This window comes from Curvibacter sp. T50 (assembly GCF_057219955.1).
Map to the genome: position 1 here is coordinate 351,224 of NZ_JBXVVU010000001.1, position 26,187 is coordinate 377,410.

Here is a 26,187-nt window from a genome sequence, read left to right on the forward strand (position 1 = left end):
GGGCCCATCACCGCTCGCAGCGGGGCTTTGTGCGGTGGACAATTGCATCATGTCGCGTGCTATGGCGGCCCGTTTTGGTTTGGATCGATTGGAGTTGACGATGGCTTTGAAGTTTTCGACCTGTGATTTCTGTGATGCCTACAAGAACGATGCGAGTGGGGCATTCCGGGTTCTGCCACCGGTTTTCCGGGATTTCGGTGGGGTGCGCCAGTTCTGCGGGCCCGTGGTGACCGTGAAGTGTTTCGAGGACAACAGTTGGGTGAAGGCCGCCGTGGATTCACCCGGCGAGGGACGCGTTCTGGTTGTCGATGGTGGGGGGTCGCTGCGGCGCGCCCTCCTGGGCGGGAATCTGGGGCAGGCTGCCGCCCGCAACGGTTGGGCTGGTGTGGTGATTGATGGGTGCGTTCGCGATGTTGCTGAACTGGCGGGGCAGCCTGTGGGCATCCGGGCGTTGGCGTCGATGCCTCTTCCGACAGAGAAGCGTCAGGAGGGTCAGCGGGATGTGCCGATTCAGGTGCAGGGTGTCTGGCTGCGACCGGGCGACTGGCTGTATGCGGACGCCGATGGCATGGTGGTCAGTGCCTCATCGTTGCTGTGAGGTGTTCGCCGCGCGTACTGGCGCCGTGGCCAGCAACACGCCGGTCAGTGCGAGGGCGAAAGCGGCCCATTGAACGCCCTGGAGGCTTTCGCCCAGGAAAACCACCCCGGTCAGCGCAGCGCTGATAGGCAGGAACACGGTAAAAATGCCGGCCTGCGCGGCCGGGACCGAGCGGAGGCCGGTCATCCATAACCAGACAGTCCACATGCAGGCCGCCAGCGAGTAGAAGAGGAGCAGGGCCCAGGTGGTATTGGAGAGGCTGGCGAAGTCGAAGCCCCAGGCGGTATAGAGCCCCAGGGGCGTGGCGAGCGCGAAACCCCACAGATTGATCACCGAGGTTATCCGACGGGGGCCCAGCCGGCCGGTCAGCCGTTTGCCGATGACCGAGTAGGCCGCCTCGCAGAAAGCGGCCCCCAGCAACATGAGGTACCCCAGCCAGACCGCTGATGCGCCGGATGACGAATCGGTGGCGGCGTGGGTTTTTCCGGTCAGGCTCATGAGTGCGATACCCGCGATCGCAAAGGCCACCGCAAGCCATCCCCGCAAACTGACCTGCTCGCGCAGGAAAACCCAGCTGAGCAAGGCAACGATCGCCGGAATAGCGGCCATGATGACTCCGGCCGTAACGGCGTTGGTCAACGCGACCCCATGGATCATCAGGAGGGTGAAAAGGAAGTTGCCCAGCAGTGATTCGAGGAAAAGCAGGAACCGGGTCTGACCGTCCATAGGCAGCTCGTCGGCGGGTTTCTTCAACCAGTGCAGCATGGCCACTGCGCCGATGCCAAAGCGAAGCCACGCCAGCAGAAAGACGGGAAGGGCCGCCGCCAGCGGCTTCGACAGGGCCACGTAACTCCCTACAAGTGACATGCTCAATCCCAGGCACAGGTAGGCTACGGGCCTGCTGGGAACGGTTCGATTTACTAGACTCAAGGACATTGCCCGTTCTGATGGATTGCCGATCATGCACCAGGAAACCGCCGCGCCCGACTGCCGCCACGTGTTCGTCTATGGAACCCTGCGCTGCGGTGATGACAACGACATCACCCGACTGGCTCCGGCGCCGTTGTTTGTCGGCCCCGCCCAAGTGCGCGGGACGCTTTTTCATCTCGGCGCCTACCCGGGGCTTTTGCTGGATGGGGGCGGGCAGGTGCATGGCGAGGTGTATGCCATCACCGCAGAGCTGGAAGCAAAACTGGACGAAATTGAAGAGCTCTATCCTCAGCAGCGCGATGAATACCGCAAGCGATTGATCCCGGTTGTGGTGCACGGCTCCTCCTTGTTGTGCATCGTGTACGAGATCAACCCAACCTATGTCCAGGGCAGGCCGGTACTGGCGGGGGGGGACTGGGTCGCGGAGCGCCATTCAATATAGACCGTCCGTTTTTGGATTGATGGTTGTATTTTTGCATTGTGGAACGGGCGCTTGTTGCGATGCGGCAATTTTTCTCAATACGGAAATCGAAGTTTTACAATGCGGAAACTATCGCGTAAGTTATTGATTTGTATAACCTTAGAAAAAGTCTTCTATAAGACATAAGAGTTGTCATAAGTCTTATAGAAGAGTTAAAGTAAAGGGGTTGGTATCGGGCTTGCAAGAGTAGGCAGGCCGAAACAGTTTCAACTCAACCCTTGGAGGTTTTCATGACGCAAAAATCCACCCCTTTGAGCCGCGCCGAACAAATCGCCGCGCTGGAAAAAGATTGGGCGACCAATCCCCGTTGGAAGCTGGTCAAGCGCGGCTATTCCGCTGCCGACGTGGTTCGCCTGCGCGGCAGCCTGCAGCCCGAGTACACGCTTGCCCAGCGTGGTGCCGAGAAGTTGTGGGAAAAGGTCAACGGCGGCGCCAAGAAAGGCTACGTGAACGCGTTTGGTGCGATTACCGCCGGGCAGGCCATGCAACAGGCCAAAGCAGGCCTGGAGGCGGTCTACCTGTCCGGGTGGCAGGTGGCGGCGGACGGCAACACCAGCGAGACCATGTATCCGGACCAGTCGCTGTACGCCTACGACTCGGTGCCGACGATGGTTCGTCGCATCAACAACACGTTCAAGCGTGCAGACGAAATCCAGTGGAGCCGCGGTATCGAACCGGGCAGCAAGGACTTCATCGACTACTTCCTGCCCATCGTGGCCGACGCTGAAGCCGGCTTCGGTGGCGTGCTGAACGCCTTCGAGCTGATGAAGAACATGATCGCCGCCGGTGCGGCCGGTGTGCATTTCGAAGACCAGCTCGCGGCTGTCAAGAAGTGCGGACACATGGGTGGCAAAGTGCTGGTTCCGACGCAAGAGGCCTGCGAGAAACTGATCGCCGCCCGTTTTGCCGCTGACGTGATGGGCGTGCCAACCATCGTGTTGGCGCGCACCGATGCCGAAGCAGCCAATCTGATCACGTCGGACCATGATGCCAACGACAAGCCTTTCCTCACAGGCGAGCGCACCCAGGAAGGTTTCTACCGTGTCAAGAACGGCCTGGAGCAGGCCATCAGCCGTGGCGTCGCTTACGCGCCCTATGCCGACCTCGTATGGTGCGAAACGGGTGTGCCCGACATCGGGTTCGCTCGGGAGTTCGCGCAGGCGGTGCATGCAGCATGCCCCGGAAAACTGCTGTCTTACAACTGCTCGCCGTCGTTCAACTGGAAGAAGAACCTCAACGACAGCCAGATCGCCGCTTTCCAGGAAGATCTGTCGGCACTCGGCTACAAGTACCAGTTCATCACCTTGGCCGGTATCCACATCAACTGGTTCAACACCTTCCAGTTTGCCCACGCCTACGCACGTGGCGAAGGCATGAAGCACTACACCGAAATGGTGCAAGAGCCTGAGTTTGCCGCACGTGAAAAGGGCTACACCTTCGTGTCGCACCAGCAGGAAGTCGGCGCAGGCTACTTTGACGATGTGACCACCGTGATTCAGGGCGGCTCGTCCTCTGTGAAGGCCCTGACGGGTTCCACCGAAGAAGAGCAGTTCCACTGATCTGACCCTCCTCCGTGGCCCAGGTGGCCGCAGAGACGACAAGCCCGGGCTTTGCCCGGGCTTTTTTGTGGGAAAATCGATCGACTGTGAAGAGAAAAAGAGCGAGAAAGGCACCTTGGTTATGACACCGCGAACTACGGAGAACATCTCCTCGGCCTTGTGAGGTCAGCAGATCGCGCCTGCCTCATTTTTCTTCCCTCCAGCGCGGCCACAGCCGCGTTTTTTTTTGTTTCCTGGGGTTTCCATGCTCAACATTACGCTTCCCGACGGTTCCCTGAGACAGTATCCGGGCCCGGTGACCGTTGCCGAAGTCGCGGCCTCCATAGGCTCGGGGCTCGCCAAGGCGGCGTTGGCCGGCAAGATCAACGGTAAAGTGGTGGATACCAGCTTCGTGATTGCGGTTGACAGCCCACTGTCCATCATTACTGCGAAGGACGCAGACGGCCTTGACGTCATTCGGCATTCCACCGCTCACCTGCTCGCTTATGCGGTCAAGGAGCTTTTTCCCGAAGCGCAGGTCACCATCGGACCGGTAATCGAGAACGGGTTCTACTACGATTTCTCTTACAAGCGACCTTTTACGCCCGAAGACCTGACATCCATCGAGAAGAAGATGACCGAACTGGCGAACAAGGATGAGCCGGTTTTGCGCCGCGTTCTTCCGCGCGACGAGGCAGTGGCTTACTTCAAGGGTCTCGGGGAACACTACAAGGCCGAGATCATCGCCAGCATCCCGAACAACGAGGATGTGTCGCTCTACCGCGAAGGCAAGTTTGAAGACCTGTGCCGCGGCCCCCATGTTCCCAGCACGGGCAAGCTCAAGCACTTCAAGCTAATGAAGGTGGCTGGTGCCTACTGGCGTGGCGACCACCGCAACGAGATGCTGCAACGCATCTACGGCACCGCCTGGGCCAGCAAGGATGAGCTACAGCAATACCTGACCATGCTGGAAGAGGCTGAGAAGCGCGATCACCGGCGATTAGGCCGGGAGCTGGATCTGTTCCACATCGACGAGCACTCGCCTGGCACGGTGTTCTGGCATCCTAAAGGCTGGACGGTCTGGCAAGAGGTCGAACAGTACATGCGCCGTGTCTATCGCGAGAACGGCTACCAGGAGGTCAAAGGCCCGCAGATCCTCGACCAGGGGCTCTGGGAGAAGACCGGCCACTGGGACAAGTACCGGGAGAACATGTTTGTGACCGAATCCGAGAAGCGCGACTACGCGCTCAAGCCGATGAACTGTCCGGGTCACATCATTATTTTCAAACAGGGTATCAAGAGTTACCGGGACCTGCCGTTGCGGTTTGGCGAATTTGGGCAGTGCCACCGCAATGAACCTTCAGGTGGTTTGCATGGCATCATGCGCGTGCGGGCATTTACGCAGGACGACGGCCACATTTTTTGCACTGAGGACCAGATTCAGTCCGAGGTGGTGGCTTTCACTACGCTCTTGCAAAAGGTCTACAAGGATTTCGGCTTCACCGACATCATCTACAAGCTTTCCACCCGGCCGGAAAAACGCATTGGCAGCGACGAAAGCTGGGACCGGGCGGAAGCAGCGTTGGCCAATGGGTTGAAAGCTTCAGGGTGCGAATTCGAGTATCTGCCGGGAGAGGGGGCCTTCTATGGACCCAAGATCGAATACACACTGAAGGATGCGCTCGGTCGCCCTTGGCAGTGCGGCACGATCCAGGTCGACCCCAACTTGCCCGAGCGTCTGGATGCTGAGTTTGTCGGTGAAGACGGAGCGCGTCATCGACCCATTTTGCTGCACCGCGCGATTGTCGGTAGCCTTGAGCGATTCATTGGAATTCTTATCGAGCAGCATGCCGGGGCGTTGCCTTTGTGGCTTGCTCCGGTACAGGTTGTTGTGTTGAACATTACCGATGCGCAGGGTGAATATGTTCAAAACGTGGTGAAAACGTTGCAGAATCAAGGGCTTAGGGTGGCGTGCGACCTCCGGAACGAGAAAATCACGTATAAAATACGGGAGCACTCGTTACGGAAGGTGCCCTATATCCTTGTCGTTGGAGCGAAAGAGATGGAATCGGGGTCCGTGGCGGTGCGTGCCCGCGGCAACATTGATCTTGGTCTGATGTCCCTTGATGCATTTGGTCAAAAGGCGGCGTCGGATTTGCTACTGAAGACATAACTCCGGGTTGGTTGAGCTTCCGCCATTGGCGGAACCGTGTTTTTGCTTTGATTTTTTTGAAGGAACTTCGTCATCGCTACCGAATTTCGTGACCGTCGCCAGCGTGAAGAGCGCAAGCATCGTCTTAACCGGGAGATCATGGCTCCCGAAGTCCGGCTTTCAGGCCCTGAGAATGAGCCTCTCGGGATTGTCGGCTTGGCCGATGCTCTTAGAATGGCAGGTGAACTGGATGTTGATCTGGTTGAGATCGCGGCAACTGCATCGCCACCTGTTTGCCGGTTGATGGACTATGGCAAGTTCAAGTACCAGGAGCAAAAGAGAGCGGCGGAGGCGAAAGCCAAGCAGACCGTCATCGAGATCAAAGAGGTGAAATTTCGCCCGGGCACGGATGATGGTGACTACAACATCAAATTGCGTAACATCCGCCGGTTTCTGGCGGACGGTGACAAGTGCAAGGTAACCCTGCGGTTTCGCGGGCGAGAGATTACTCATCAGGATTTGGGAATGGCTTTGTTGAACCGGATTCGGGACGATCTAGCCGATACCATTCTGATCGAACAATTTCCGAAACTTGAAGGGCGGCAGATGATCATGATGATCGCTCCTGCCCGAAAGAAGGCGGGTAAGGTCGGGGCTGAGTCTGCTGGCCAGGCCTCTGCTTCCTGAGCAAGTTGGGATCGAATTTGCTGCTTTGCCACTGGCGGTAGCACTGTCGTTGATTGTTTCAGCGATCAGGCCTTCAGCGTAAGCGGTTGGCCTTCGGGCTTGTGGGAACAGGCCTGAAAAAGTGGCTCGGGGCCATCAAGGCTGCAAGTTGTTTGCGGACGCCTCACGAGCACAATTAAAAGGAGCATTCATATGCCCAAAATGAAGACCAAAAGCAGCGCGAAGAAGCGGTTTCGCGTTCGTCCCGGTGGCACCGTCAAGCGCGGTCAAGCCTTCAAGCGTCACATCCTGACCAAGAAGACCACCAAGAACAAGCGCCATTTGCGTGGTGCGGTGGCTGTTCATGAGACCAACATGGGTCACATGGCGCAGATGCTGCCCGGCATGGGCATTTGATCAACGACGAACTAGGAGCAACACATGCCTCGCGTCAAACGTGGTGTAACGGCACGCGCCCGTCACAAAAAAGTTCTCGCCCTTGCCAAGGGTTTCCGCGGCCGTCGCGGTAATGTCTTCCGCATTGCCAAGCAGGCGGTGATGAAGGCCGGTCAATACGCCTACCGTGACCGCCGCACCAAGAAGCGCGTCTTCCGGCAGCTTTGGATTGCGCGTATCAATGCCGGCGCACGCGCATGCGGCATGACGTACAGCCAGTTCGCCAACGGCCTGAAAAAGGCAGAAATTGAAATCGATCGCAAGGTTCTGGCTGATCTCGCAGTAAATGACGTAGCTGCCTTCAACAGCATCGTGGAGCAAGTCAAGGCCAAGCTGGCGGCTTGATCCAAGACTGCTGTCGCTGGTTTCGGCTGGCGATAGAAACGTCGCTCAGAGGGGTTGAGGCTTGAGGGGTTCCCTCGTTGCTCTCAACCCTTTTTTCGTTTTTACCAATCCTGAACACACATGAACGAGTTGGACGCACTGGTTGCCGGCGCCCGGGAGAGTTTCGCTCTAGCGGCCACTCCGGCCGATCTGGAGAACGCCAAAGCCCGGTATCTTGGCAAGACGGGCCGAATTACCGAACTGATGAAGGGTTTGGCGGCCTTGTCCGTCGCGGAAAAAAAGACTCATGGCGCCGCCATCAACTTGGCCAAGCAGGCTATTGAGGATGCGCTCGGCAACCGCCGCCAGGCACTGGCAGATGCCGAACTCGAAACCCAACTCAAAGCGGAGGCGCTTGACGTAACCCTGCCGGGCCGTCAGCGTGGTCAAGGAGGGCTCCACCCGGTAAGCCTGACATTGGAGCGAATCGAAGCGATTTTTTGTTCGCAAGGCTTCGAGGTAGCGGAAGGCCCCGAAATCGAGTCCGACTGGTTCAATTTCACGGCATTGAATACGCCTGAGGATCATCCAGCGCGCTCAATGCACGACACGTTTTACGTGGAAGGAGGCAGCGAGAAGGCCCCGAACCTGCTGCGCACTCACACCAGTCCGATGCAAATCCGCCACGCAGTGCAACATGTCAAATGCTACCGTGCCGCGCTCGACGCGGGCTTGTCGATGCCCGAGATTCGCGTAATCGCGCCGGGACGCACCTACCGCGTCGATAGCGATGCGACGCATTCGCCGATGTTTCACCAGTGCGAAGGCCTTTGGATTGGCGAGAACGTGAGTTTCAAGGATCTGAAAGTCGTGTTTACCGATTTCTGCCGCACTTTTTTTGAGAGTGAGGATTTGGTGCTGCGTTTTCGCCCCAGCTTTTTCCCTTTTACCGAACCCAGTGCCGAGATTGATATCCAGTTTCAGCGAGGTCCAATGGCTGGCCGGTGGCTGGAGGTTGCTGGTTCCGGTCAGGTCCATCCGAACGTGGTTCGCAACATGGGTCTGGACCCTGAGCGCTATATAGGTTTTGCTTTCGGTATGGGTCCCGATCGATTGACCATGTTGCGTTACGGCGTGAATGACCTGCGACTTTTCTTCGACGGCGACGTGCGTTTCCTCAGCCAGTTTCGATAAGCAAATACCATGCAATTTCCTGAATCTTGGTTGCGACTGTTCTGCAACCCTCCCTTGAGCAGCCAACAATTGGCCGACACGCTGACGATGGCAGGCCTGGAAGTGGAAGAACTGCGCCCCTTCGCGCCTCCTTTCCGTGGTGTGGTGGTTGGTCGGATCCTGAGCGTCGGACAGCACCCCAATGCCGACCGCCTGCGTGTGTGCCGGGTGGAAATAGGGCATGGCGATGTTCTGACCATCGTCTGCGGAGCTCCCAATGCGCGAGTGGGCATCAAGGTGCCCTGTGCTACCGTGGGTGCCCTGCTTCCTCCGGCTGAAGACGGCAAGCCGATAGCGATCACGCAAGGACAACTGCGCGGTGTCGAGAGTCAGGGAATGTTGTGCTCTGCCAAGGAATTGCAGATATCCGATGAGAGCACTGGCCTGCTGGAACTGGGTGAGGACGCGGTAGTCGGCCGCAACATCCGTGAACAGCTCGGCTTGGATGACATGCTGTTCACGCTCAAGCTTACGCCCAATCTGGCGCACTGCTTGAGTGTCTACGGCATTGCGCGTGAAGTTTCGGCTCTGACCAATACGCCGTTGGTTCAACCCTCTTTTCCGAAGACAATCGTCCAGGTTAAAGATCGATTGCCCGTGCACGTGCGGGCGCCCGACCTGTGCGGTCGTTTCAGCGGGCGCGTGGTGCGCGGTGTAAACACCAATGTCAAGACCCCCGCATGGATGGTCGAGCGTCTAGCTGGCTGTGGGCAACGCAGCATCTCGCCGCTGGTGGACATCTCGAACTATGTGATGTTCGAGCTGGGACGCCCATCGCACATTTTCGATCTCGACAAGATTCATGGAGATCTTGAGGTGCGATGGGGTCGTGCTGGAGAACAGCTCAAACTCCTCAACGGCAATACTGTTTCAGTAGATGCTGAGGTCGGGGTCATTGCCGATAACGAGCAGGTCGAGTCATTGGCCGGCATCATGGGCGGAGATGCTACGGCAGTGTCCGAGCATACGAAGAACATTTTCATAGAAGCCGCCTTTTGGTGGCCCAAGGCAATTGCTGGCCGTTCGCGCCGATACAACTTCAGCACCGATGCAGGCCATCGGTTTGAGCGGGGTGTGGATCCGACGACCACCGTTGAGCATGTCGAACGAATCACTCAACTCGTGCTTGAGATCTGCGGCGGCCAGGCTGGTCCCCTGGATGACCACGTTCTCTCGCTGCCCGAGGGTAAGCCGGTCATGCTGCGTGTGGCACGCGCCTGCAAAGTGATCGGCATGCCCGTCACCCAAGAGCAATGTGCGGGCGCGCTGCGCCGCCTGGGTCTCGACGTCAAAGAAGGTGATGGCACTGTGACTGTGGCGCCGCCGGCGTTCCGCTTTGACCTGCAGATAGAAGAAGACTTGATCGAGGAGGTCGCGCGGGTCGTCGGCTACGATCTCCTGCCTACGAATCCACCGTTGGCGCCCATCACTGCCAAGCTGCGCACGGAGTCCCAGCGAGGACCGTTTGCTGTGCGCCGCCACTTGGCTCAACTGGGCTATCAGGAAACCATTAATTTCAGTTTCGTCGAAGAACGCTGGGAGCGCGATCTCGCCGGAAACTCCGAACCGATCAAGCTCCTGAACCCGATTTCAAGTCAGATGAGCGTGATGCGCTCGTCCTTGCTAGGAAGTTTGCTGGCGGTACTCAAATTCAACCTTGATCGCAAGGCCGACCGCGTACGCCTCTTTGAACTGGGTCGTGTGTTCCGCAAGGACGCTTCGGTAAAGGACAGCGACACCACTGTGAAGGGGTTTGACCAGCCGATGCGAGTTGCCGGTTTGGCCCATGGTGGAGTGGATCGTCTCCAGTGGGGGAGCTCGGAGCGAAGCGCAGACTTCTTTGACGTAAAAGGGGATGTTCAGGCGCTGCTGGAACCCCTCCAAGCCACATTCTGCGCCGCACAGCACCCCGCCATGCACCCTGGCCGGTGCGCCAGCGTCTGGCTGGGCGAGCGTTGTATCGGGCATGTCGGCGAGCTGCATCCCAAATGGCGCCAAGGGTACGACCTTGTCCATGCGCCAGTCATGTTCGAACTGGCGCTGGATGCCGTGCTACAGCGTGCCGTACCAGTTTTTCACCCTGTCAGCCGTTTCCAGGTGGCCGAGCGCGATATTGCCATGGTTGTCGAAGAATCCGTTTCACATCAAGACGTTATGGGAACGATACAAGGTTCGGATATCGGAATCTTGCGCGGTGCAGTGTTGTTCGACATCTATCGTCCTGCGAAATCGACGGCTGGCCTCGGTGTGGGTGGGGCAATTGCGCCGAACGAAAAAAGCCTGGCCATTCGTCTGACCTTGGGACGCGATACGTCGACCTTGACTGACGAGGAGATAGACTCTGCGATCCAATCGGTTGTGTTGTCATTGTGCGTACGACATGGCGCTCGGCTTCGTTGATCGAATCCGCCACGAGAACGGAACTCAGGAGATAGCGTAAATGGAACTTGCCGTTGAAAGCCTGGAGGCTCCCGCTCTGACGAAAGCACAGCTGGCGGAACTGTTGTTCGATCAGATCGGATTGAACAAGCGCGAATCAAAAGACATGATTGACGCCTTTTTCACCCTGATCAGTGATCGGCTGATCGCCGGTGAGGATGTCAAGATCTCCGGATTTGGCAATTTTCAGATACGCATCAAGGCGCCTCGTCCTGGCAGGAACCCCCGGACGGGCCAATTGATACCCATCGAAGCGCGTCGAGTCGCGACGTTTCATGCGAGCCAGAAGCTTAAGGAGCAACTGCAGGCGACGTCGCCTACCTGATCCCCCTGAGTACAACGCTCGTACCGAAAAGCAGAATGAGTACGTAATTATTAAAGTACCCCTTGGCATCCGCCGCTAGTTGCAGTAACCTCGCAAGTTAATTGTGCAATTAGTTGTTTTCAATGGAGAAATCGCTTCCCGCCATTCCTGCCAAGCGGTACTTCACCATTGGTGAAGTCGGTGACTTGTGCGGTGTCAAGCCTCATGTGCTTCGTTATTGGGAGCAGGAGTTCACCCAGCTCCGGCCCGTCAAGCGACGTGGCAATCGACGCTACTACCAGCATCATGAGGTACTCATGATTCGTCGTATCCGCGAGCTCCTTTATGACCAGGGCTTCACAATCAGCGGTGCGCGCAACCGTTTACAGGAGACGGTTTCAACCAACTTCTTTGAAGGTTCTTTGCCCAGCGCTGTCGAGGACGTTGAGGTTGAGGCTACGCAAAGTGAACAAATGCCTCAATTTCAAACCGGCAAAGCGGTCGAAGCTTATGCCCCCCCCAAGGTTGGCCTGGGGACGATGCGAGCGGAATTATTTGCGTTGAAGCACATCCTCACAGTTGATGCGATTCCTTAACGGTTATAATTTAGGGCTTGTCGGCGTGTAGCGCAGCCTGGTAGCGCACTTGCATGGGGTGCAAGGGGTCGCGAGTTCGAATCCCGCCACGCCGACCATTCCGTAACGGGTTGCAGCTGTAAATGGCTGCAACCCGTTTCCGTTTCTGGGTGTCGTGGGGGCAGTTTTCAATCGATCGGAGTAGGTTCGAGGAGTTTCGATGGGTCACGAACAGTTGATCAACCAGATTGAGACGTTGCCGCTGTTGCCTGGGGTCTATCGATTCTTTGATGGAGAAGGTGAGCTACTCTACGTCGGCAAGGCGATCAACCTCCGTCGACGAGTCGCGAGTTACTTTCAAAAGGACCACGGCGGAACACGTGTGGGCCAAATGGTTGGGCGCATTCAAAGCCTCGAAACGACCGTAGTTCGTTCCGAGGCCGAGGCCCTATTGCTTGAAAACAACCTTATCAAGGCGCTCGGTCCCAAATTCAATATTCTGTTCCGGGACGACAAGAGCTACCCTTATCTGAAGATTTCGGACATTGACTCCCAAAGCTTGGGTCAGGCGAGCAAGCCTCTCGCCGAGGCCTCTCGGTTCCCTCGGGTTGCCTACTATCGAGGGCCGCAGCGAAAAGGATCGCGCTATTTCGGACCTTACCCTTCGGCTTGGGCGGTAAAGGAGACGATCCAACTGCTTCAAAAGGTATTTCAACTGCGAACCTGTGAGGACGCTGTCTTTTCCAATCGCACAAGACCTTGCCTTTTGGCTCAGATCCAACGTTGCACCGCACCGTGCGTTGGTTGGATATCTGCGGCGGACTACGCGCGCGACGTCGACATGGCGATCCGTTTTCTGGAGGGAGAAGCCGATGCTGTGCACTCGGACATCGAAGCGCAAATGAAAGCGTTCGCAGCGAAATTGGACTTTGAAAAGGCCGCGGTACTGAGAAACCGGATGCAGGCCATTTCGCGCGTCCTTCACCAGCAGTGTGTTGAAACCGGGGATGTCTCGGACTGTGATGTGCTGGCAGTTGCCGTGGAAGGCGGTCGCGCGTGCGTCAACCTGGCGGTTGTCCGTGGTGGCCGACATTTGGGCGATAGACCCTACTTTCCCGTTCACCTTGAAGGACTGACTGACGACGGAAACGAGCGTGAAGCTGATGATTCCTGTCTCTTGACGGTGGAGAGCCAAATTCTCGAGGCCTTCTTGGTACAGCACTATGTCGACAACTTGGCTCCGCCGGTGTTGATCACCAGTGCGCCAGTTGCACCTCACCTCCTGGAGGCGCTTGGCAGCCATCAGCATTCGCGAATCCATCTGGTGACTCAGCCACGCGAGCATCGAAAAATCTGGCTTGAAATGGCCTTGCAGAACGCGAGGTTGCAGCTGGTTCGTCTTTTGGCATCCGAGGGTGCTCAGGAGCAGCGGACTAAATCGCTGTTGAGTGCATTGAACTGGGTGGTGGATGATCCGGAGTCGTTTCGGATCGAATGTTTCGATGTCTCTCATTCATCGGGAGAGGCAACCCAAGCCAGCTGTGTCGTTTTCCACCATCACCAACTGCAGCACAAAGAGTACCGACGCTACACCATCGAGGGCATTACCCCAGGGGATGATTTTGCGGCCATTAAGCAGGCACTCACCCGTCGATACTCGCTGTTCATGGAGATGATGCAGTGCGACAAGGACCCGAGTGCCGGGTTCGACGAGCCGCGTCGTAAGGCCGAAGGGCGATCGGCAGATGCTGCGCGCGTGTTCCCAAACCTGATTTTGATTGATGGTGGCCGCGGGCAAGTCTCTTCGGCGCGAGAGGCTATTGCGGCCCTTGGCCTGGATACGACGGTCATCGTGGGGGTCGAGAAGGGTGAGGGCAGACGAGTCGGCTTGGAGGAATTGGTTTTTTCCGATGGCCGTGAGAAGCTGGCGTTACCCAAAGACTCGGCTGCGCTGCTGTTGGTAGCGCAGATACGGGATGAAGCCCATCGATTCGCGATCACTGGTATGCGTGCCCGCCGGGCGAAAGCCAGGACGGGGAGCAGCAAACTGGAAGACATCCCCGGCGTCGGCCCGGCGAAAAGGGCTCGTCTGTTGCAGCGTTTTGGTGGTATTCGCGGTGTTGCCAGTGCCAGCGTTGATGATTTGACGCAAGTGCAGGGTGTATCGCGAACCCTTGCCGAGCAGATATTTCATCACTTGCGCTGAGTATCGGTTCTTGCGTGTGCGCCGTGCCACAATCGCCCCATGTTCCTGACCATACCGACGATCATGACGTGGACGCGAATCGTCGCGATCCCGTTGATCGTTGGCGTTTTCTACCTGCCGCTGGCCCAGGAGTCGCGGAATCTCATCGCGACTGTGCTCTTTGTGGTCTTTGCGTGGACAGACTGGCTGGATGGGTATTTGGCGCGGCGACTCAATCAGACCTCCGCTTTCGGTGCTTTCCTTGATCCGGTTGCTGACAAGTTTCTCGTCTGCGCGTGCGTACTTGTTCTCGTGCATCTGAACCGCACGGATGTATTTGTTGCACTCATCATCATCGGAAGAGAGATCGCCATTTCCGCTTTGCGCGAGTGGATGGCGCAAATCGGTGCGAGCCGGAGTGTCGCTGTTCACATGCTCGGGAAGGTGAAGACAACGGTCCAGATGATCGCGATACCGTTCCTTCTTTTTGACGGGACATTGTTCGGTGTGATCAATACCCGTTTCTGGGGCGCAATCCTGATATGGGTCGCCGCATTCTTGACAGTGTGGTCGATGGTCTACTACCTGCAAAAGGCCTTGCCAGAAATCCGAGCGCGGGTGAAATGAACGCGGTCGGCCCGAAGTTCTCGTGGCTTTGGACGATGCCAGTGGTGTTCGTGCTTATCTGGAGCACCGGGTTTATCGTTGCTCGCTACGCAATGCCATACGCGCCACCGTTTGGTTTCCTTGTTATCCGGTATGCCCTTTCGATTATGTGCTTCATCGCGTGGTTATCGATCACCCGAGTAGCCTGGCCGGCGAGCGGGCGGCAGGTCCTGCATCTGGGAGTCACTGGAGTGCTTATGCACGCTGGCTATCTGGGCGGCGTATGGCTTGCCGTCAAGTCTGGCATGGGTGCAGGTCTGTCGTCATTGATCGTGGGTGTTCAACCGGTTCTCACTGCGATCTGGCTCGCACTGGTTGGGAGCAACCATAAAGTCAGTGCTCGGCAATGGTGCGGTCTGCTGTTGGGGTTTTCCGGAGTGGTCATGGTCATGTCGAGGAAGTTTGTGGCCCCTTCACCGGGCGACAACGTGACATTTTTCAATGTGACCTGTGCGCTGTGCGCACTGTTTTCAATCACAGCGGGTACCCTGTATCAGAAGCACTTCGTCAAACCCTGTGATGTGCGTTCGGCAAATCTGATTCAGTTGGCCTTCGCATTGGTGATCAGCTTGCCGTTTGCTTTGTTCGAAGCTGAAAAGATCAAGTGGAATCAATCGCTGGTCGGGGCGATGGCCTGGTCGGTCATCGGTCTGACGCTGGGCGGAAGCTCTTTGCTGTACCTGCTCATACAGCGCGGGGCCGCCGCATCGGTTGCCAGCCTCATGTATCTTGTTCCCCCAACGACGGCAGCGATTGCATGGGTGGTTTTCGACGAGCCGGTGACTGTATTGACGATACTCGGCACCGTCGTGACGGCAGTGGGTGTTGGCTTGGTCGTTCGACCCCGGGAGACACAGGCTTCGTGAGTTTTCGTCGATCCCGTCGATTCGAGGCATTGTTCGAGACAGGCAATGCTGGTGCGGAACATCTGGGCGGTGGCAGTTCCGAAAGCCAAGGACATGACTCAAACCTGAGACTTCGATGAGATCGGACCCTTTTGCCGGGTTGCCTGACAGTGCACAAATCCGACTAGAATCGGGCAAGTGGAGCAGGAATGCTCCCCGGGGTTATCGGCGCGGAGCGTGAGCTGTCAGCGGGTCCGAGCTTCCGCAGAATAATCTATCGTACATATCCAATAGACCAGAGACATGCCATGAACAAGACCGAACTGATCGAACATATTGCCGTCAGCGCCGACATCTCCAAGGCAGCCGCATCGCGTGCTTTGGAGTCCATGATCGACGGCGTCAAGAAGACACTCAAGAAGGGCGGTTCGGTATCGCTGGTTGGTTTTGGTACATTTGCGGTGACAAAGCGTGCGGCTCGCACTGGACGCAACCCGCGCACCGGCACCGCGATTAAAATCAAGGCTGCCAAGGTTCCGAAGTTCCGTCCGGGCAAAGGTCTCAAGGACGCGATCAACTGAGCATCGGTTTCAGTGGGTGCTTAGCTCAGTTGGTAGAGCGGCGCCCTTACAAGGCGTAGGTCGGCGGTTCGAGACCGTCAGCACCCACCACTGACCATAAGGCGAACACTCGGTTCGCCTTTTTCGTTTTGTCGTAGAAAGTAGTTGCAGCATGTTTGATTTCGTTCGCAAGCACACCAGAATCATGCAATTTCTGTTGTTCTTGCTGATCGTGCCGTCTTTTGTCCTCTTCGGCATCGACGGGTACAGTCGTTTCAACGAAAAAGGTCCGGTGGTTGCGAAGGTTGCCGGGCGCGACATCACGCAATCGGAATGGGATGCCGCGCACCGCAGTGAGGCAGAACGAATTCGTCAGTCGATGCCGTCGCTTGATCCCAAGCTGCTGGACTCCCCGGAAGCCCGCTACGCCACTTTGGAGCGGTTGATTCGAGAAAGTGTGCTGGCCGCCGCCGCTACCGACCTGAAACTGACCACCAGTGACACGCGTCTGGCGCGCGAACTCCAGGAGAACCCGACCATTGCGTCGTTGCGCGACTCGGAAGGTCGACTCGATATGGAACGGTACCGCCGTCTTGTTGCGAGTCAGGGCATGACGCCGGAAATGTTTGAAGCCCAGGTTCGGGCCGACCTCTCAACACGGCAGGTACTGCAGGGCTTGACAGGCTCGACGATCAGTTCGGCGACCCAAGCGCGTGTCGCCCTTGACGCGCTGCTCGAGCGGCGGGAGGTCCATGTGGTGCGCTGGAATCCGTCGGATTTTGCCGGGCGGGTGACCATCACCGACGCTGATCTTGAGGCGAGTTACCGACGCAACGAAGCCCGCTATCAGGCTCCTGAACAGGCTGATATTGAGTATCTTGTTCTTGACGTCGACACAATCAAAAAGTCGATTGCTGTCAGCGAAGCGGATCTGAAGGCCTACTACGAACAGAATTCGGAGCGGCTTTCCGGCCAAGAGGAAAGGCGTGCCAGTCATATCCTGATTTCCGCCCCCCGCACGTCTGCGGAGAGCGAGCGGCAAAAGGCCAAGGCAAAAGCAGAGGAATTGCTCGCCCAGGCCCGAAAGGCACCCGACACTTTTGCAGAACTGGCACGGAAAAACTCCCAGGACCCCGGTTCTGCCGGCAAAGGCGGTGATCTTGACTTTTTCGTACGAGGCGCCATGGTCAAGCCTTTTGAAGATGCGGCTTTTGCGCTGAAAAAGGGCGAATTCAGCTCTGTGGTTGAGACCGAGTACGGCTATCACATCATCCGACTTACCGATATCAAAGCGCCTCAGACCAGAGGCTTCAATGAAATGAAGGCGGAGTTGGAGGAGCAGGTCCGCAAGCAACAAGCCCAACGCAAGTTCCAGGAGTCCGCCGAGGCGTTCAGCAACGGTGTCTATGAGCAGTCCGACAGTCTCAAGCCGGTTGCTGAACGCCTGAAGCTGGAGATTCGTACGGCAAACGGCGTAACGAGGGCGGGCGTCGCGGGAGCGGCGGGCCCTTTGACAAATCAGAAATTCCTCGCGGCGCTGTTTTCAGCCGAGTCTGTGGATAAAAAGCGCAATACCGAGGCCGTCGAGACCGCGTCCAATCAGCTTGTTTCTGGCCGGATTCTGAAGTACCAACCAGCGAAGACTCGTCCGTTTGCCGAGGTCAAGGACCAGGTTCGGGCTGCTTTCCTGATTGAAAAGGGTGCCGAGCTTGCGCGCCAGGAGGGCGAGGCCCAACTCGCGAAGTGGCGTGCAAAGGATGAAGAAACCGGCGGACTCCCGGCCGCGGTGGTCGTTTCTCGGGATCAGACCGGGAATCTGCCACCGGAGGTGTTGGAGGCGGCGCTCAAAGCGGACCCGGCCAGACTGCCAGGATGGCTGGGAATCGATCTGGGCGAAAAGGGCTACGCGGTTGTCCGTGTCAACAAGGTGATTCCCCGGCCGACACCGGACGCCGAGGCACTTCGTCAGGAAACCCGGCAGTATGCACAGTTGTGGGCTGGGCTGGAGGGAAAGGCCTATTACAACTTGCTCAAGGAACGATACAAAGTCCAGATTCTGGCGGCCAAGCCAGCCGTCCGAACGGTTGAAGAAGCTGGTTCCAAGACCGCGAAGTGAATGTACTGAGGGTATAATTTCAGGCTTCGGTGGCTGTAGCTCAGTTGGTAGAGTCCCAGATTGTGATTCTGGTCGTCGTGGGTTCGAGTCCCATCAGCCACCCCAAATCTGAAGGCCCTTCGTTGATCGAAGGGCTTTTTTTTGGCCCGATTTGATCATTGTGCGCAACCCTTGCGCCGAATCAAACATGCTGTGTTCGCAAAGGGCCTCAGCACTCGCACAATCGCGCCTATGAGCAGGGAACTACTGATTGCGGGTGGCGGTATTGGCGGAATGGCTGCGGCGTTGGCCTGCGCGCGGGTGGGCTGGGTGGTCGATCTTCATGAAAGGTCCGATGCTTTTGGTGAGGTCGGCGCGGGAATTCAGCTTGGCCCCAATGTGGTGCGCGTGTTGGAGGGGTGGGGCTTGACCGGTGCCTTGGAGCGTTTTGCGGCCTTTCCTCCTCATCTGGCGATCCGGGATGCCCTCAATGGCCGCGAGCTTGGCCGACTGGATCTGGGTGAGTCGGTGGTTCGGAGATACGGAGCGCGATACGCCACGATTCACCGCGCCGACATGCACTCGCTTTTGTTGCAGGCTTTGCAGGACACAACATCCACGAGGATTCATCTGTCGAACTGGATCAGCAGTTTTGAATTGGCCGGAGATCGGGTTGTGGGGTCCACCATCACGGGGATGCAGTACAGCGCAGATGCGCTGATCGGTGCCGACGGGCTGTGGAGCCGAGTCCGTGAGGTGATGCTGGGGGACGGTACGCCACGCTTCTCCGGGCATCTGGCTTATCGGGCGCTGGTGGCGCAGTCTGACCTACCCGCTTCACTGCGCAGCCAGCATGTCACTTCTTGGCTCGGTCCCCGTTTCCATGTGGTGCAGTACCCGGTGAAGGCAGGGCGCATGCTGAACGTCGTGGCGGTTGTGCATGGGCGCATTGACCAGGACCTGGACCATTGGGACCACGGGGCCAATGCGGCAGACCTGCAGGCGGCACTGTTTTCGGCCTGCGCTCCCCTGAGGCAGTTGATCGCCGCCGTTCCGGCGTGGCGCCTTTGGGCTTTGTGCGATCGTCCCCCAGTCGGCTCTGCGCAAGAAATGGCCTTGGGTCGGGTGGCCCTGTTGGGTGATGCGGCGCATCCCATGCGGCCGTATCTTGCTCAAGGGGCCGGCATGGCCATCGAAGATGCGGCGGTTCTGGCGCAATCTCTGGAGGCGGCCCCGGGCGACGTTCCCTCTGCATTGGAAGCCTACGCCAAGCGGCGCTGGCAGCGATGTGCTCGCGTACAGGCCCGCTCGGCCCGAAACGGGCGAATTTTTCACGCCCGCGGTCCGATGAAGTGGGGCCGCGACTGGACAATTGCTGCGTTCGGTCGTTGGGTTCTCGACGTCCCTTGGCTTTACCGCGGTTATACCGCCTCGTAGTCATCGCTATATTAGTGATAGCTAAAAGGGACTAATTTACGCTGGGTACTGACCTGTTTTGCCTATAAATTGGTTCGCAGACGCCAGATCTCGGGGAAAAGCACCACATCCAGCATTTTGCGCAAGTAGCTGACGCCACCAGTGCCGCCCGTTCCGCGTTTGACCCCGATCACCCGCTCCACCGTCGTCAGGTGTCGGAAGCGCCACAGGCGGAAAGCATCCTCCAGGTCCGTCAATTCTTCTCCGAGCTGGTAGAGCGCCCAATGGCGGTCCGGATCTCGGTACACCGTCAGCCAGGCTTGCTCTACGCCGTCATCGGACTGGTACGGCAGGGTCCAGTCTCGTTCCAGATGCGAGGCCGGCACCGCGATGCCCCGCCGGGCCAGCAGGCGCAGGCATTCGTCATACAGGGACGGTGCTTCATAGGCGGCCTGGACCATTGCTGCCCGTTCGGGGTTGTGGGCGTGGGGCAGCAGCATGGCGGCGTTCTTGTTGCCCATGGCGAATTCGATGCAGCGGTACTGGAAGCTCTGGAATCCGCTGGAATGGCCCAGATAGGGCCGGATGGCGCTGTATTCCGGCGGTGTCATGGTGGCCAGCACGTCCCAGGCGTGGACCAGCTGTTCCATGATCTTGGAGACGCGGGCCATCTGTTTGAATGCGGGGTTGAGTCGGTCTGCCGCGATGTTGCCGATCGCTGCCTGCAGTTCATGCAGCATCAGTTTCATCCACAACTCGCTGGTCTGATGCTGGACGATGAACAGCATCTCGTCGTGCGCGGGCGACAGCGGCTTCTGCGCGTTCAGGATGGAGTCCAGCTGCAGGTAGTCGCCGTAACTCATGTCGCGGCTGAAATCGAGGCGGGCCTTTTCGTCGCGCACGATGGTTTCGGTGTCCGAACGGGACGCCGGGGCGGTATAGGGGCAGGTCATGGACGCTCCTCAGGTCACGGCATGTTTCTGGTTGAACTCGGGGCGGCGCCACTCGCCCGATTCGAGCACCTGCTTCAGCTGTTCGACAGCGTTCCACACATCGGCAAAGCCGATGTACAGGGGCGTGAAGCCGAAGCGCAGGATGTCTTTGTGACATTCGCCGTCACCCGCCCGGTAATCGCCGATCACGCCACGCGCGATGAGCGCCTGCACGATCGCATAGGCGCCCTGGTTGCGGGTGAGGCTGACCTGCGAACCGCGCAATGCGTGCACGCGCGGTGTCGCCAGTCCCAGATCATGTCCTTCGCAGCGCTCTTCCACCAGTTGAATGAACAGGTCAGTCAGTGCGAGCGACTTGGCCCGCAGTGCCTCCATGCCACCCAGCGGCGCGGCATCGAGCACGGTGTCGACTCCACATTCCAGTGCGGCCAGGCTGATGACGGGCTGCGTGCCACACTGGTAGCGTGCGATGCCCGGCGCGGGCTGGTAATCGGGCGTGAAGGCGAAAGGCGCAACATGGCCCCACCAGCCGGCCAGTGGCTGCCAGAAGCGGTCTGCGTGATGCGGATTGACCCAAACGAAGGCAGGCGCACCCGGGCCACCGTTGAGATATTTGTAGCCACAGCCGACGGCGAAGTCCGCCTTGGTGGCTGTCAGGTTCACTGGCACTGCGCCAGCACTGTGCGCGAGATCCCACACGGTCAGAATGCCTTCCGCATGGGCGGCGGCGGTTACGGCCGCCATGTCGTGCATGGCGCCGGTGCGGTAGTTCACATGGGTCAGCATCAGGATCGCAACCTCGGCGGTCAGCGACGCGGCGATCGCCTCGGGCTCGACCAGCACCAGTTCCAGGCCGTGCTGCTTGCACAGCGCCTCGGCGATGTAGAGGTCGGTCGGGAAATTGCTGCGCTCGCTCACGATGCGTTTGCGCTGCGGCGCATCGGTGGCGGCGATGTTCATGGCTGCGTTGAGCACCTTGAACAGGTTGACCGAGGTGCTGTCGGTCGCGACCACCTCGCCAGGGCCGGCGCCGATCAGGCGCGCAATCTTGTCGCCCACCTTGCCCGGCATCTGGAACCAGCCGTGCTTGTTCCAGCTTTGAATGAGGTCGGAGCCCCACTCTTGTGTGACGACCTGGGCGATGCGTCCGGGGGCGCTACGCGGCATCACGCCCAAAGAGTTGCCGTCAAGGTAAATGAGGTTTTCCGGAAGGTCGAACTTGTTGCGCAACCCGCGCAGGGGGTCAATGGCGTCCCTGTGCAGGCAGTCAGCCAGTGTTGTCATGGGATTTGTCTCCTCGGGTTCAGAGTTCACGCAGCACGGCGCGTACCGGACTGGCATCGGCAGTCGTCAGTTTCAGGGGCAGGGCGATCAGCTCGTAGTCGCCCTCGGGCACCTTGTCGAGCAACAAGTTCTCCAGCACGCGCAGGCCACGCCGGCGCAGCACCTGGTGGCTGTCCAGAGTCTTGCTATCGGCAGGGTCGACACTTGCGCTGTCGAAACCAATCAGCACGACGCCACGGTCGGCCAGCATGGTGATGGTCTCGGGCGCAAAAGCGGGCAGGGCGGTGTCGAATCGGTCCTGTGGCATACGGTCGTAGGCGCGCACCAGTACGCGCGGGGGCAGCCCGGTCATCGCATGGACCAGGTGTTGCGGCCTTATCAGTGGCCCGCAGGCGATGGCGTGAATGACACGGCAGGGTCCGATGAATGACTGAAGGTCTACCGTGCCGATGGCTGCGCCGTCCGGGTCGTAATGCAGCGGTCCGTCAGCATGGGCGCCCACGTGGGGGCTGAGCGTGATGGCACTGACGTTGACCGGGCAGCCCGGCCCGATCGTGGCGACCCAGTGCTGAGAATAGGCGGTGTCGCCCGGGAACACCGGCGACTGGGCATGGATGGGCGGGGATATGTCCCAGAGCTTTTTCATGGTCGGGCAAAGTTAGCACCGCCGAAAATGCCGTGGTGTCGGTAATTTCCAACGCCGCGAAAAAATACTTCAGGCGTCAAGCAACTCCCGCTCAGCCCAAGTTCGGCAGGCGGGCTACCAACACCTTGAGTGCCCGGTCTGGTGACACGTCGGCGAACGCGGCCGGATTGTCCAGACGCTGCAGAACCTCCAACCCCGGTGCCTCCTTAGCCACCAGATCGCGCAGGAACTGCTCGGGAATTTCGGGTGCGTTCATGCAAAGCAGGGCGTGAGCGCCGGGGCGCATCAGGTCCGGAAGCCGGCGCACCAGGCGCGGCCAATCCTTGTTCGCCACGAAGCTGCCTTTCTGGTAGCTTGGCGGGTCGGCAATGACAAGGTCGTAAGGCCCGATGCGCGCGACCTTGCCCCAGGAATTGAACAAATCGTGCGCCAGAAACCTCGCGCCGCTGTCGAAGCCGTTGATCCGGTGGTTCTGCTGGCCAGTGACCAAGGCGGCACGTGCCATGTCGACATTGACCACTTCCCGGGCGCCGCCTTGCATCGCGGCTACCGAAAATGCGCAGGTGTAGGAAAAGAGGTTGAGCACCTTGGCGTTCCGGCTATGGGCTCGCACCCAGCGCCGGCCTTCCGCCATGTCCAGGAAAAGGCCGTGGTTCTGGCCACGCAGCAGGCTGATACGGTAGAAGGTGTTGTCCTCGGTCACGACGTGTGACTCGGGTACGCCACCGGCAAGCACTGTCGTCTCGCTGCGCCCTGCAAATCGGGTCTGCAATACCGCGTTCAGCGGCTCGCCCGGAGTCGTTTGGTCGTGGCGCCTGCGCAGGGCATCGGTCAGCGCGGCCTGTTCTTCGGCCGTCACAGGCCCGAATCTGGTAACCACCCAGACCGGTGGAAAGGCATCCAGGGTCCAGGCTTCGCTGCCAGGAAACAGGCCGCCACGTCCGTGGAACACTCTTCGTGCCTCCGGCGGCATGGTGGCGTTGGCGATAGCGGCAAGCAGGGCGTGCATACGAGGCCGATTCAACGGTTGGTTTCGGGACCGACATCGGGGAGTCCGTGGCGGGTACGGGCCTTCTCGCACGCATAGCTGCCTACCTGCAACTCGTGACATGGCGCAGGGCGACGGTGGTAGATCGTGCATGCGACCGAATCGCCGACGGTGCCGGTGAGGGCGACACAGCGGATGGGTACTTCGCCGGTTCCGCGCATGCGGCAGGTACTGCCGTTCACGGTTTCGGTGAAGACGGCGGGGACACTGCCACCGGCATCGTCGAGTTGGTACACCGAGAACTCCACGCGGTAGGCCGCGCAGCAGGCTCCGCAGGTCATGCAGGCGGACATGATGTTCAGAGTGCGGCCAGTCCGTGGCGGCGGCGGGCCTGCGCGCAGGCTTCCCCACCTTCCGGAAACTCGCGACAGGGGCTGGGGCGCCACTCGTAGATGCCACAGGTCGCCCTCACACCGACGGAGCCGCACAATGCGGCGCAGCGTGGTCGACCGTAGTCAGTGCCGCGAAGGCGGGCAATGCCCTCAGAGATCGAAACCCAAAGGCCGTCAGGTACGCTGCCACCTTCCGACTCGGTCTCGAACACCGAGAAGTCCACGCGGAAGCTCGCGCAGCAGGCGCCGCAGGTGATGCAGACGTTCACGGAGTCAATCAGGCCACCTGGCCCAGCAGCAGGTACTCCATTAGTGCTTTCTGGACATGCATCCGGTTTTCGGCTTCGTCCCACACCACGCTCTGCGGGCCATCGATGACTTCTGCTGTCACCTCCTCGCCGCGGTGGGCCGGAAGGCAATGCATGAACAGCGCGTCGGGCTTGGCCACGGCCATCATGTCGGTGTCCACACACCATTGCCTGAAGGCGGCGCGGCGCACCTCGTTCTCGGCTTCGTAGCCCATGCTTGTCCACACGTCCGTCGTCACCAGGTCGGCGCCCTGGCAAGCTGCCTTGGGGTCACTGAAGACCCGGTAGCAGCCAGGGTTGGATATCCCGGCGAGTTGGGCATCGACTTCGTAGCCGCTGGGCGTGCTCACATGGACGGTGAAGTCCAGCAGTTCGGCCGCTTGCAGCCAGGTGTTGGCCATGTTGTTGCCGTCGCCGACCCAAGCGACCACTTTGCCTTTGATGGCGTCCAGCGGATTGCCGCCAGGAGCCGGGCGGTATTCGGTCAGAGTGAACAGGTCAGCGAGGATCTGGCAGGGGTGGAATTCGTTGGTCAGGCCATTGATGACCGGTACGCGAGAGAACTGGGCAAATTTCTCGATCTTGTCCTGACCAAAGGTGCGAATCATCACGATATCGACCATGCGGCTGATGACCCGCGCGCTGTCTTCGATGGGTTCGGCACGGCCGAGCTGGCTGTCACCGGTGGTCAGGTGCACCACAGAGCCACCCATCTGGTACATGCCCGCCTCGAAGCTCACGCGGGTGCGCGTGCTGGCCTTCTCGAAGATCATCGCCAGGGTGCGGTCAACCAGAGGGTGGTGCTTTTCGTATTGTTTGAATTTCCGTTTGATGAGAGCGGAGCGTTCGAGCAGGTAACCGTATTCCCGCACCGACAGGTCGTTGAACTTCAGATAGTGACGAATGCTCATGGCGCAGGGTTACCTTCGGCAAGAAACTCGCAGACCAGGGGCGCCAGAATGTCGACGACTTCCTGGGCTTCGGTGCTGGTCATGATCAGCGGTGGAACCAGCCGGATGACCGAGTCGGCCGTGACGCTGATCAGCAGGCCAGCCTGCGCCGCCCGCAGGGTCAGGGCGGCACAGGGCCGGTCCAGTTCGATTCCCAGCATCAGACCCTGGCCCCGGATTTCGCGAACGCCGGAAACCTTGCCCAAACGGGCGTCGAGCCAGGCGCGCATCTGCGCGCCCACGGCCGCCGCGTTGGCGATCAAGCCGTCTTCCTCCATGATGCGAATGGTCTCAACGCCAGCGCGCATCGCAAGGGGGTTGCCGCCAAAAGTCGTGCCGTGATTGCCCGGCTGGAAAATATGGGCCGCCCGGGGCCCCGCCACTACGGCACCCACCGGCACGCCCGACCCCAGCCCTTTCGCCAGCGGCATGACGTCCGGAACAATACCCGCCCATTGGTGGGCGAACCATTTCCCGGTCCTTCCCATGCCACATTGGACCTCGTCGATCATGAGCAACCAGTCGCGTTCGTCACACAATTGCCGGATCTGCCGCAGGTACTCGGCCCGCATGGGGTTGACACCCCCTTCACCCTGTATGGTTTCGAAGAAAACCGCAACCACATTCGGATTTCCTTCAGTTGCCTTCTTCAGCGCCGCGATGTCATTCAGAGGCACCCGGATAAACCCCTCCACCAGGGGTCCGAAGCCTTTTTGGACTTTTTCGTTTCCGGTGGCGCTCAGTGTGGCGATCGAGCGGCCGTGGAAGGCCTTTTCGTAGACCACAATTTCAGGGCGTTCGATGCCCTTGTCATGGCCGAACTTGCGCGCCAGCTTCAATGCGGCTTCGTTGGCTTCCAAGCCGGTAGAGCAAAAAAACACGTTGGTCATGGACGACAACTCGACGAGTTTCGCGGCCAGAGTCTCGGCGTGAGGAACGTGGTAATAGTTGCAGCTATGAATCAGCTTCGCCACCTGATCCTGAAGCGCGGGGACCAGTTTCGGGTGGTTGTGCCCCAGCGTGTTGACCGCTATCCCGGCCAATGCGTCAAGGTACGACTTGCCGTTGACGTCCCACACCCGGCACCCCTGCCCATGGCTGAGAGCGATAGGCAGACGGCCATAGGTGTTCATGGTGTGCGGAGAGGCGGCTTCGATCACGGTAGTCATTCGGGGCTCCAGTCAAAAGGCAAGCGGCCCGGTT

At 59.1% G+C, this 26,187-nt stretch carries 26 protein-coding genes and 3 tRNA genes; 20 read left to right on the top strand and 9 right to left on the bottom strand.

What is annotated here, in order from left to right; genetic code table 11:
- The first annotated feature begins 100 nt into the window (after positions 1–100).
- A complete protein-coding gene (rraA, locus tag AC2EBU_RS01595; RefSeq protein WP_484608642.1) occupies positions 101–598 on the top strand; it encodes a ribonuclease E activity regulator RraA in 498 nt (165 codons plus the stop codon).
- Here rraA and AC2EBU_RS01600 read toward each other — a convergent pair.
- Positions 584–1,465, bottom strand: coding sequence for a DMT family transporter (locus AC2EBU_RS01600; RefSeq protein ID WP_484608643.1), 882 nt, complete (start codon positions 1,463–1,465; stop codon positions 584–586). The genes rraA and AC2EBU_RS01600 overlap by 15 nt on opposite strands.
- A gap of 94 nt (positions 1,466–1,559) precedes the next feature.
- On the opposite strand from AC2EBU_RS01600, the gene AC2EBU_RS01605 reads away from it, so the two are divergent.
- The 19 genes from AC2EBU_RS01605 (at position 1,560) to AC2EBU_RS01695 (ending at position 19,484) form a co-directional block, all read left to right on the top strand.
- Entirely contained in the window at positions 1,560–1,970 is a 411-nt protein-coding gene (locus AC2EBU_RS01605) for a gamma-glutamylcyclotransferase family protein (RefSeq protein ID WP_484608644.1), read from the top strand.
- Between the two features lie 269 nt (positions 1,971–2,239).
- Positions 2,240–3,568, top strand: a complete 1,329-nt coding sequence (gene aceA, locus AC2EBU_RS01610; protein WP_484608645.1) for an isocitrate lyase — start codon at positions 2,240–2,242, stop codon at positions 3,566–3,568.
- A gap of 244 nt (positions 3,569–3,812) precedes the next feature.
- Positions 3,813–5,720, top strand: a complete 1,908-nt coding sequence (thrS, locus tag AC2EBU_RS01615) for a threonine--tRNA ligase (RefSeq protein WP_484608646.1) — start codon at positions 3,813–3,815, stop codon at positions 5,718–5,720.
- A 72-nt stretch (positions 5,721–5,792) separates the two neighbouring features.
- Positions 5,793–6,386, top strand: a complete 594-nt coding sequence (infC, locus tag AC2EBU_RS01620) for a translation initiation factor IF-3 (RefSeq protein WP_484610091.1) — start codon at positions 5,793–5,795, stop codon at positions 6,384–6,386.
- A gap of 192 nt (positions 6,387–6,578) precedes the next feature.
- Positions 6,579–6,782 carry a 50S ribosomal protein L35 gene (rpmI, locus tag AC2EBU_RS01625; protein WP_077595745.1) on the top strand — a complete coding sequence of 68 codons (204 nt, stop codon included), beginning with the start codon at positions 6,579–6,581 and terminating at the stop codon, positions 6,780–6,782.
- Positions 6,783–6,806: 24 nt separating this feature from the next.
- Positions 6,807–7,166: a 50S ribosomal protein L20 gene (gene rplT / locus AC2EBU_RS01630; RefSeq protein ID WP_484608647.1), complete on the top strand. Its 360-nt coding sequence runs from the start codon at positions 6,807–6,809 to the stop codon at positions 7,164–7,166.
- A gap of 120 nt (positions 7,167–7,286) precedes the next feature.
- A complete protein-coding gene (pheS, locus tag AC2EBU_RS01635; protein WP_484608648.1) occupies positions 7,287–8,339 on the top strand; it encodes a phenylalanine--tRNA ligase subunit alpha in 1,053 nt (350 codons plus the stop codon).
- Positions 8,340–8,348: 9 nt separating this feature from the next.
- Positions 8,349–10,778 (top strand): phenylalanine--tRNA ligase subunit beta, encoded by a 2,430-nt coding sequence (gene pheT / locus AC2EBU_RS01640; RefSeq protein ID WP_484608649.1) that lies wholly within the window; start codon positions 8,349–8,351, stop codon positions 10,776–10,778.
- Positions 10,779–10,818: 40 nt separating this feature from the next.
- Positions 10,819–11,142 carry an integration host factor subunit alpha gene (locus tag AC2EBU_RS01645; RefSeq protein ID WP_484608650.1) on the top strand — a complete coding sequence of 108 codons (324 nt, stop codon included), beginning with the start codon at positions 10,819–10,821 and terminating at the stop codon, positions 11,140–11,142.
- Positions 11,143–11,264: 122 nt separating this feature from the next.
- Positions 11,265–11,717 carry a MerR family transcriptional regulator gene (locus AC2EBU_RS01650; protein ID WP_484608651.1) on the top strand — a complete coding sequence of 151 codons (453 nt, stop codon included), beginning with the start codon at positions 11,265–11,267 and terminating at the stop codon, positions 11,715–11,717.
- Between the two features lie 21 nt (positions 11,718–11,738).
- A tRNA-Pro gene (locus AC2EBU_RS01655) sits at positions 11,739–11,815 on the top strand.
- A 101-nt stretch (positions 11,816–11,916) separates the two neighbouring features.
- The gene (gene uvrC / locus AC2EBU_RS01660) at positions 11,917–13,902 is read left to right on the top strand and encodes an excinuclease ABC subunit UvrC (protein ID WP_484608652.1); all 1,986 of its coding nucleotides are present in this window, start codon (positions 11,917–11,919) and stop codon (positions 13,900–13,902) included.
- A 39-nt stretch (positions 13,903–13,941) separates the two neighbouring features.
- A complete protein-coding gene (gene pgsA / locus AC2EBU_RS01665; protein WP_484608653.1) occupies positions 13,942–14,508 on the top strand; it encodes a CDP-diacylglycerol--glycerol-3-phosphate 3-phosphatidyltransferase in 567 nt (188 codons plus the stop codon).
- Positions 14,505–15,413, top strand: coding sequence for a DMT family transporter (locus AC2EBU_RS01670; RefSeq protein ID WP_484610092.1), 909 nt, complete (start codon positions 14,505–14,507; stop codon positions 15,411–15,413). Before pgsA ends, AC2EBU_RS01670 begins: the two co-directional genes overlap by 4 nt.
- Before the next feature lie 188 nt (positions 15,414–15,601).
- Positions 15,602–15,973 carry an HU family DNA-binding protein gene (locus tag AC2EBU_RS01675; protein WP_484608654.1) on the top strand — a complete coding sequence of 124 codons (372 nt, stop codon included), beginning with the start codon at positions 15,602–15,604 and terminating at the stop codon, positions 15,971–15,973.
- Positions 15,974–15,987: 14 nt separating this feature from the next.
- Positions 15,988–16,063: transfer RNA gene (locus AC2EBU_RS01680), tRNA-Val, on the top strand.
- Positions 16,064–16,124: 61 nt separating this feature from the next.
- Positions 16,125–18,068, top strand: a complete 1,944-nt coding sequence (locus tag AC2EBU_RS01685; protein WP_484608655.1) for a peptidylprolyl isomerase — start codon at positions 16,125–16,127, stop codon at positions 18,066–18,068.
- A gap of 29 nt (positions 18,069–18,097) precedes the next feature.
- Positions 18,098–18,173: transfer RNA gene (locus AC2EBU_RS01690), tRNA-His, on the top strand.
- A gap of 126 nt (positions 18,174–18,299) precedes the next feature.
- Positions 18,300–19,484, top strand: coding sequence for an FAD-dependent monooxygenase (locus AC2EBU_RS01695; protein ID WP_484608656.1), 1,185 nt, complete (start codon positions 18,300–18,302; stop codon positions 19,482–19,484).
- A 62-nt stretch (positions 19,485–19,546) separates the two neighbouring features.
- Here AC2EBU_RS01695 and kynA read toward each other — a convergent pair whose 3' ends face one another.
- The 8 genes from kynA to AC2EBU_RS01735 all read right to left on the bottom strand — a co-directional run bounded on the left by kynA (position 19,547) and on the right by AC2EBU_RS01735 (position 26,153).
- A complete protein-coding gene (gene kynA, locus AC2EBU_RS01700; RefSeq protein ID WP_484608657.1) occupies positions 19,547–20,416 on the bottom strand; it encodes a tryptophan 2,3-dioxygenase in 870 nt (289 codons plus the stop codon).
- A 9-nt stretch (positions 20,417–20,425) separates the two neighbouring features.
- On the bottom strand, positions 20,426–21,700 hold the full coding sequence (gene kynU / locus AC2EBU_RS01705; protein ID WP_484608658.1) for a kynureninase: 1,275 nt from the start codon (positions 21,698–21,700) through the stop codon (positions 20,426–20,428).
- 19 nt (positions 21,701–21,719) lie between these two features.
- Positions 21,720–22,346, bottom strand: coding sequence for an arylformamidase (gene kynB / locus AC2EBU_RS01710; protein ID WP_484608659.1), 627 nt, complete (start codon positions 22,344–22,346; stop codon positions 21,720–21,722).
- Between the two features lie 91 nt (positions 22,347–22,437).
- Positions 22,438–23,355, bottom strand: a complete 918-nt coding sequence (locus tag AC2EBU_RS01715; RefSeq protein WP_484608660.1) for a class I SAM-dependent methyltransferase — start codon at positions 23,353–23,355, stop codon at positions 22,438–22,440.
- 11 nt (positions 23,356–23,366) lie between these two features.
- Complete coding sequence (locus AC2EBU_RS01720; protein ID WP_484608661.1) at positions 23,367–23,687, bottom strand: YkgJ family cysteine cluster protein; 321 nt, start codon at positions 23,685–23,687, stop codon at positions 23,367–23,369.
- A gap of 5 nt (positions 23,688–23,692) precedes the next feature.
- Complete coding sequence (locus AC2EBU_RS01725; protein ID WP_484608662.1) at positions 23,693–23,995, bottom strand: YkgJ family cysteine cluster protein; 303 nt, start codon at positions 23,993–23,995, stop codon at positions 23,693–23,695.
- Positions 23,996–24,003: 8 nt separating this feature from the next.
- Positions 24,004–24,939: an ornithine carbamoyltransferase gene (gene argF / locus AC2EBU_RS01730; RefSeq protein ID WP_484610093.1), complete on the bottom strand. Its 936-nt coding sequence runs from the start codon at positions 24,937–24,939 to the stop codon at positions 24,004–24,006.
- A 2-nt stretch (positions 24,940–24,941) separates the two neighbouring features.
- Positions 24,942–26,153, bottom strand: coding sequence for an acetylornithine/succinylornithine family transaminase (locus AC2EBU_RS01735; protein WP_484608663.1), 1,212 nt, complete (start codon positions 26,151–26,153; stop codon positions 24,942–24,944).
- Between the last annotated feature and the right edge of the window lie 34 nt (positions 26,154–26,187).

What these genes read in the sequence shown, in the direction of transcription:
- AC2EBU_RS01675 (WP_484608654.1), top strand. Translation starts at nt 15,602, where the DNA reads ATGCTCCCCGGGGTTATCGGCGCGGAGCGTGAGCTGTCAGCGGGTCCG.
- rplT (WP_484608647.1), top strand. Translation starts at nt 6,807, where the DNA reads ATGCCTCGCGTCAAACGTGGTGTAACGGCACGCGCCCGTCACAAAAAA.
- AC2EBU_RS01600 (WP_484608643.1), bottom strand. Translation starts at nt 1,465, where the DNA reads ATGTCACTTGTAGGGAGTTACGTGGCCCTGTCGAAGCCGCTGGCGGCG.
- rpmI (WP_077595745.1), top strand. Translation starts at nt 6,579, where the DNA reads ATGCCCAAAATGAAGACCAAAAGCAGCGCGAAGAAGCGGTTTCGCGTT.
- pheS (WP_484608648.1), top strand. Translation starts at nt 7,287, where the DNA reads ATGAACGAGTTGGACGCACTGGTTGCCGGCGCCCGGGAGAGTTTCGCT.
- kynA (WP_484608657.1), bottom strand. Translation starts at nt 20,416, where the DNA reads ATGACCTGCCCCTATACCGCCCCGGCGTCCCGTTCGGACACCGAAACC.
- AC2EBU_RS01670 (WP_484610092.1), top strand. Translation starts at nt 14,505, where the DNA reads ATGAACGCGGTCGGCCCGAAGTTCTCGTGGCTTTGGACGATGCCAGTG.
- AC2EBU_RS01715 (WP_484608660.1), bottom strand. Translation starts at nt 23,355, where the DNA reads ATGCACGCCCTGCTTGCCGCTATCGCCAACGCCACCATGCCGCCGGAG.
- thrS (WP_484608646.1), top strand. Translation starts at nt 3,813, where the DNA reads ATGCTCAACATTACGCTTCCCGACGGTTCCCTGAGACAGTATCCGGGC.
- AC2EBU_RS01645 (WP_484608650.1), top strand. Translation starts at nt 10,819, where the DNA reads ATGGAACTTGCCGTTGAAAGCCTGGAGGCTCCCGCTCTGACGAAAGCA.
- kynU (WP_484608658.1), bottom strand. Translation starts at nt 21,700, where the DNA reads ATGACAACACTGGCTGACTGCCTGCACAGGGACGCCATTGACCCCCTG.
- AC2EBU_RS01605 (WP_484608644.1), top strand. Translation starts at nt 1,560, where the DNA reads ATGCACCAGGAAACCGCCGCGCCCGACTGCCGCCACGTGTTCGTCTAT.
- AC2EBU_RS01650 (WP_484608651.1), top strand. Translation starts at nt 11,265, where the DNA reads ATGGAGAAATCGCTTCCCGCCATTCCTGCCAAGCGGTACTTCACCATT.
- pheT (WP_484608649.1), top strand. Translation starts at nt 8,349, where the DNA reads ATGCAATTTCCTGAATCTTGGTTGCGACTGTTCTGCAACCCTCCCTTG.
- AC2EBU_RS01685 (WP_484608655.1), top strand. Translation starts at nt 16,125, where the DNA reads ATGTTTGATTTCGTTCGCAAGCACACCAGAATCATGCAATTTCTGTTG.
- rraA (WP_484608642.1), top strand. Translation starts at nt 101, where the DNA reads ATGGCTTTGAAGTTTTCGACCTGTGATTTCTGTGATGCCTACAAGAAC.
- uvrC (WP_484608652.1), top strand. Translation starts at nt 11,917, where the DNA reads ATGGGTCACGAACAGTTGATCAACCAGATTGAGACGTTGCCGCTGTTG.
- AC2EBU_RS01720 (WP_484608661.1), bottom strand. Translation starts at nt 23,687, where the DNA reads ATGTCCGCCTGCATGACCTGCGGAGCCTGCTGCGCGGCCTACCGCGTG.
- pgsA (WP_484608653.1), top strand. Translation starts at nt 13,942, where the DNA reads ATGTTCCTGACCATACCGACGATCATGACGTGGACGCGAATCGTCGCG.
- AC2EBU_RS01695 (WP_484608656.1), top strand. Translation starts at nt 18,300, where the DNA reads ATGAGCAGGGAACTACTGATTGCGGGTGGCGGTATTGGCGGAATGGCT.
- AC2EBU_RS01735 (WP_484608663.1), bottom strand. Translation starts at nt 26,153, where the DNA reads ATGACTACCGTGATCGAAGCCGCCTCTCCGCACACCATGAACACCTAT.
- kynB (WP_484608659.1), bottom strand. Translation starts at nt 22,346, where the DNA reads ATGAAAAAGCTCTGGGACATATCCCCGCCCATCCATGCCCAGTCGCCG.
- aceA (WP_484608645.1), top strand. Translation starts at nt 2,240, where the DNA reads ATGACGCAAAAATCCACCCCTTTGAGCCGCGCCGAACAAATCGCCGCG.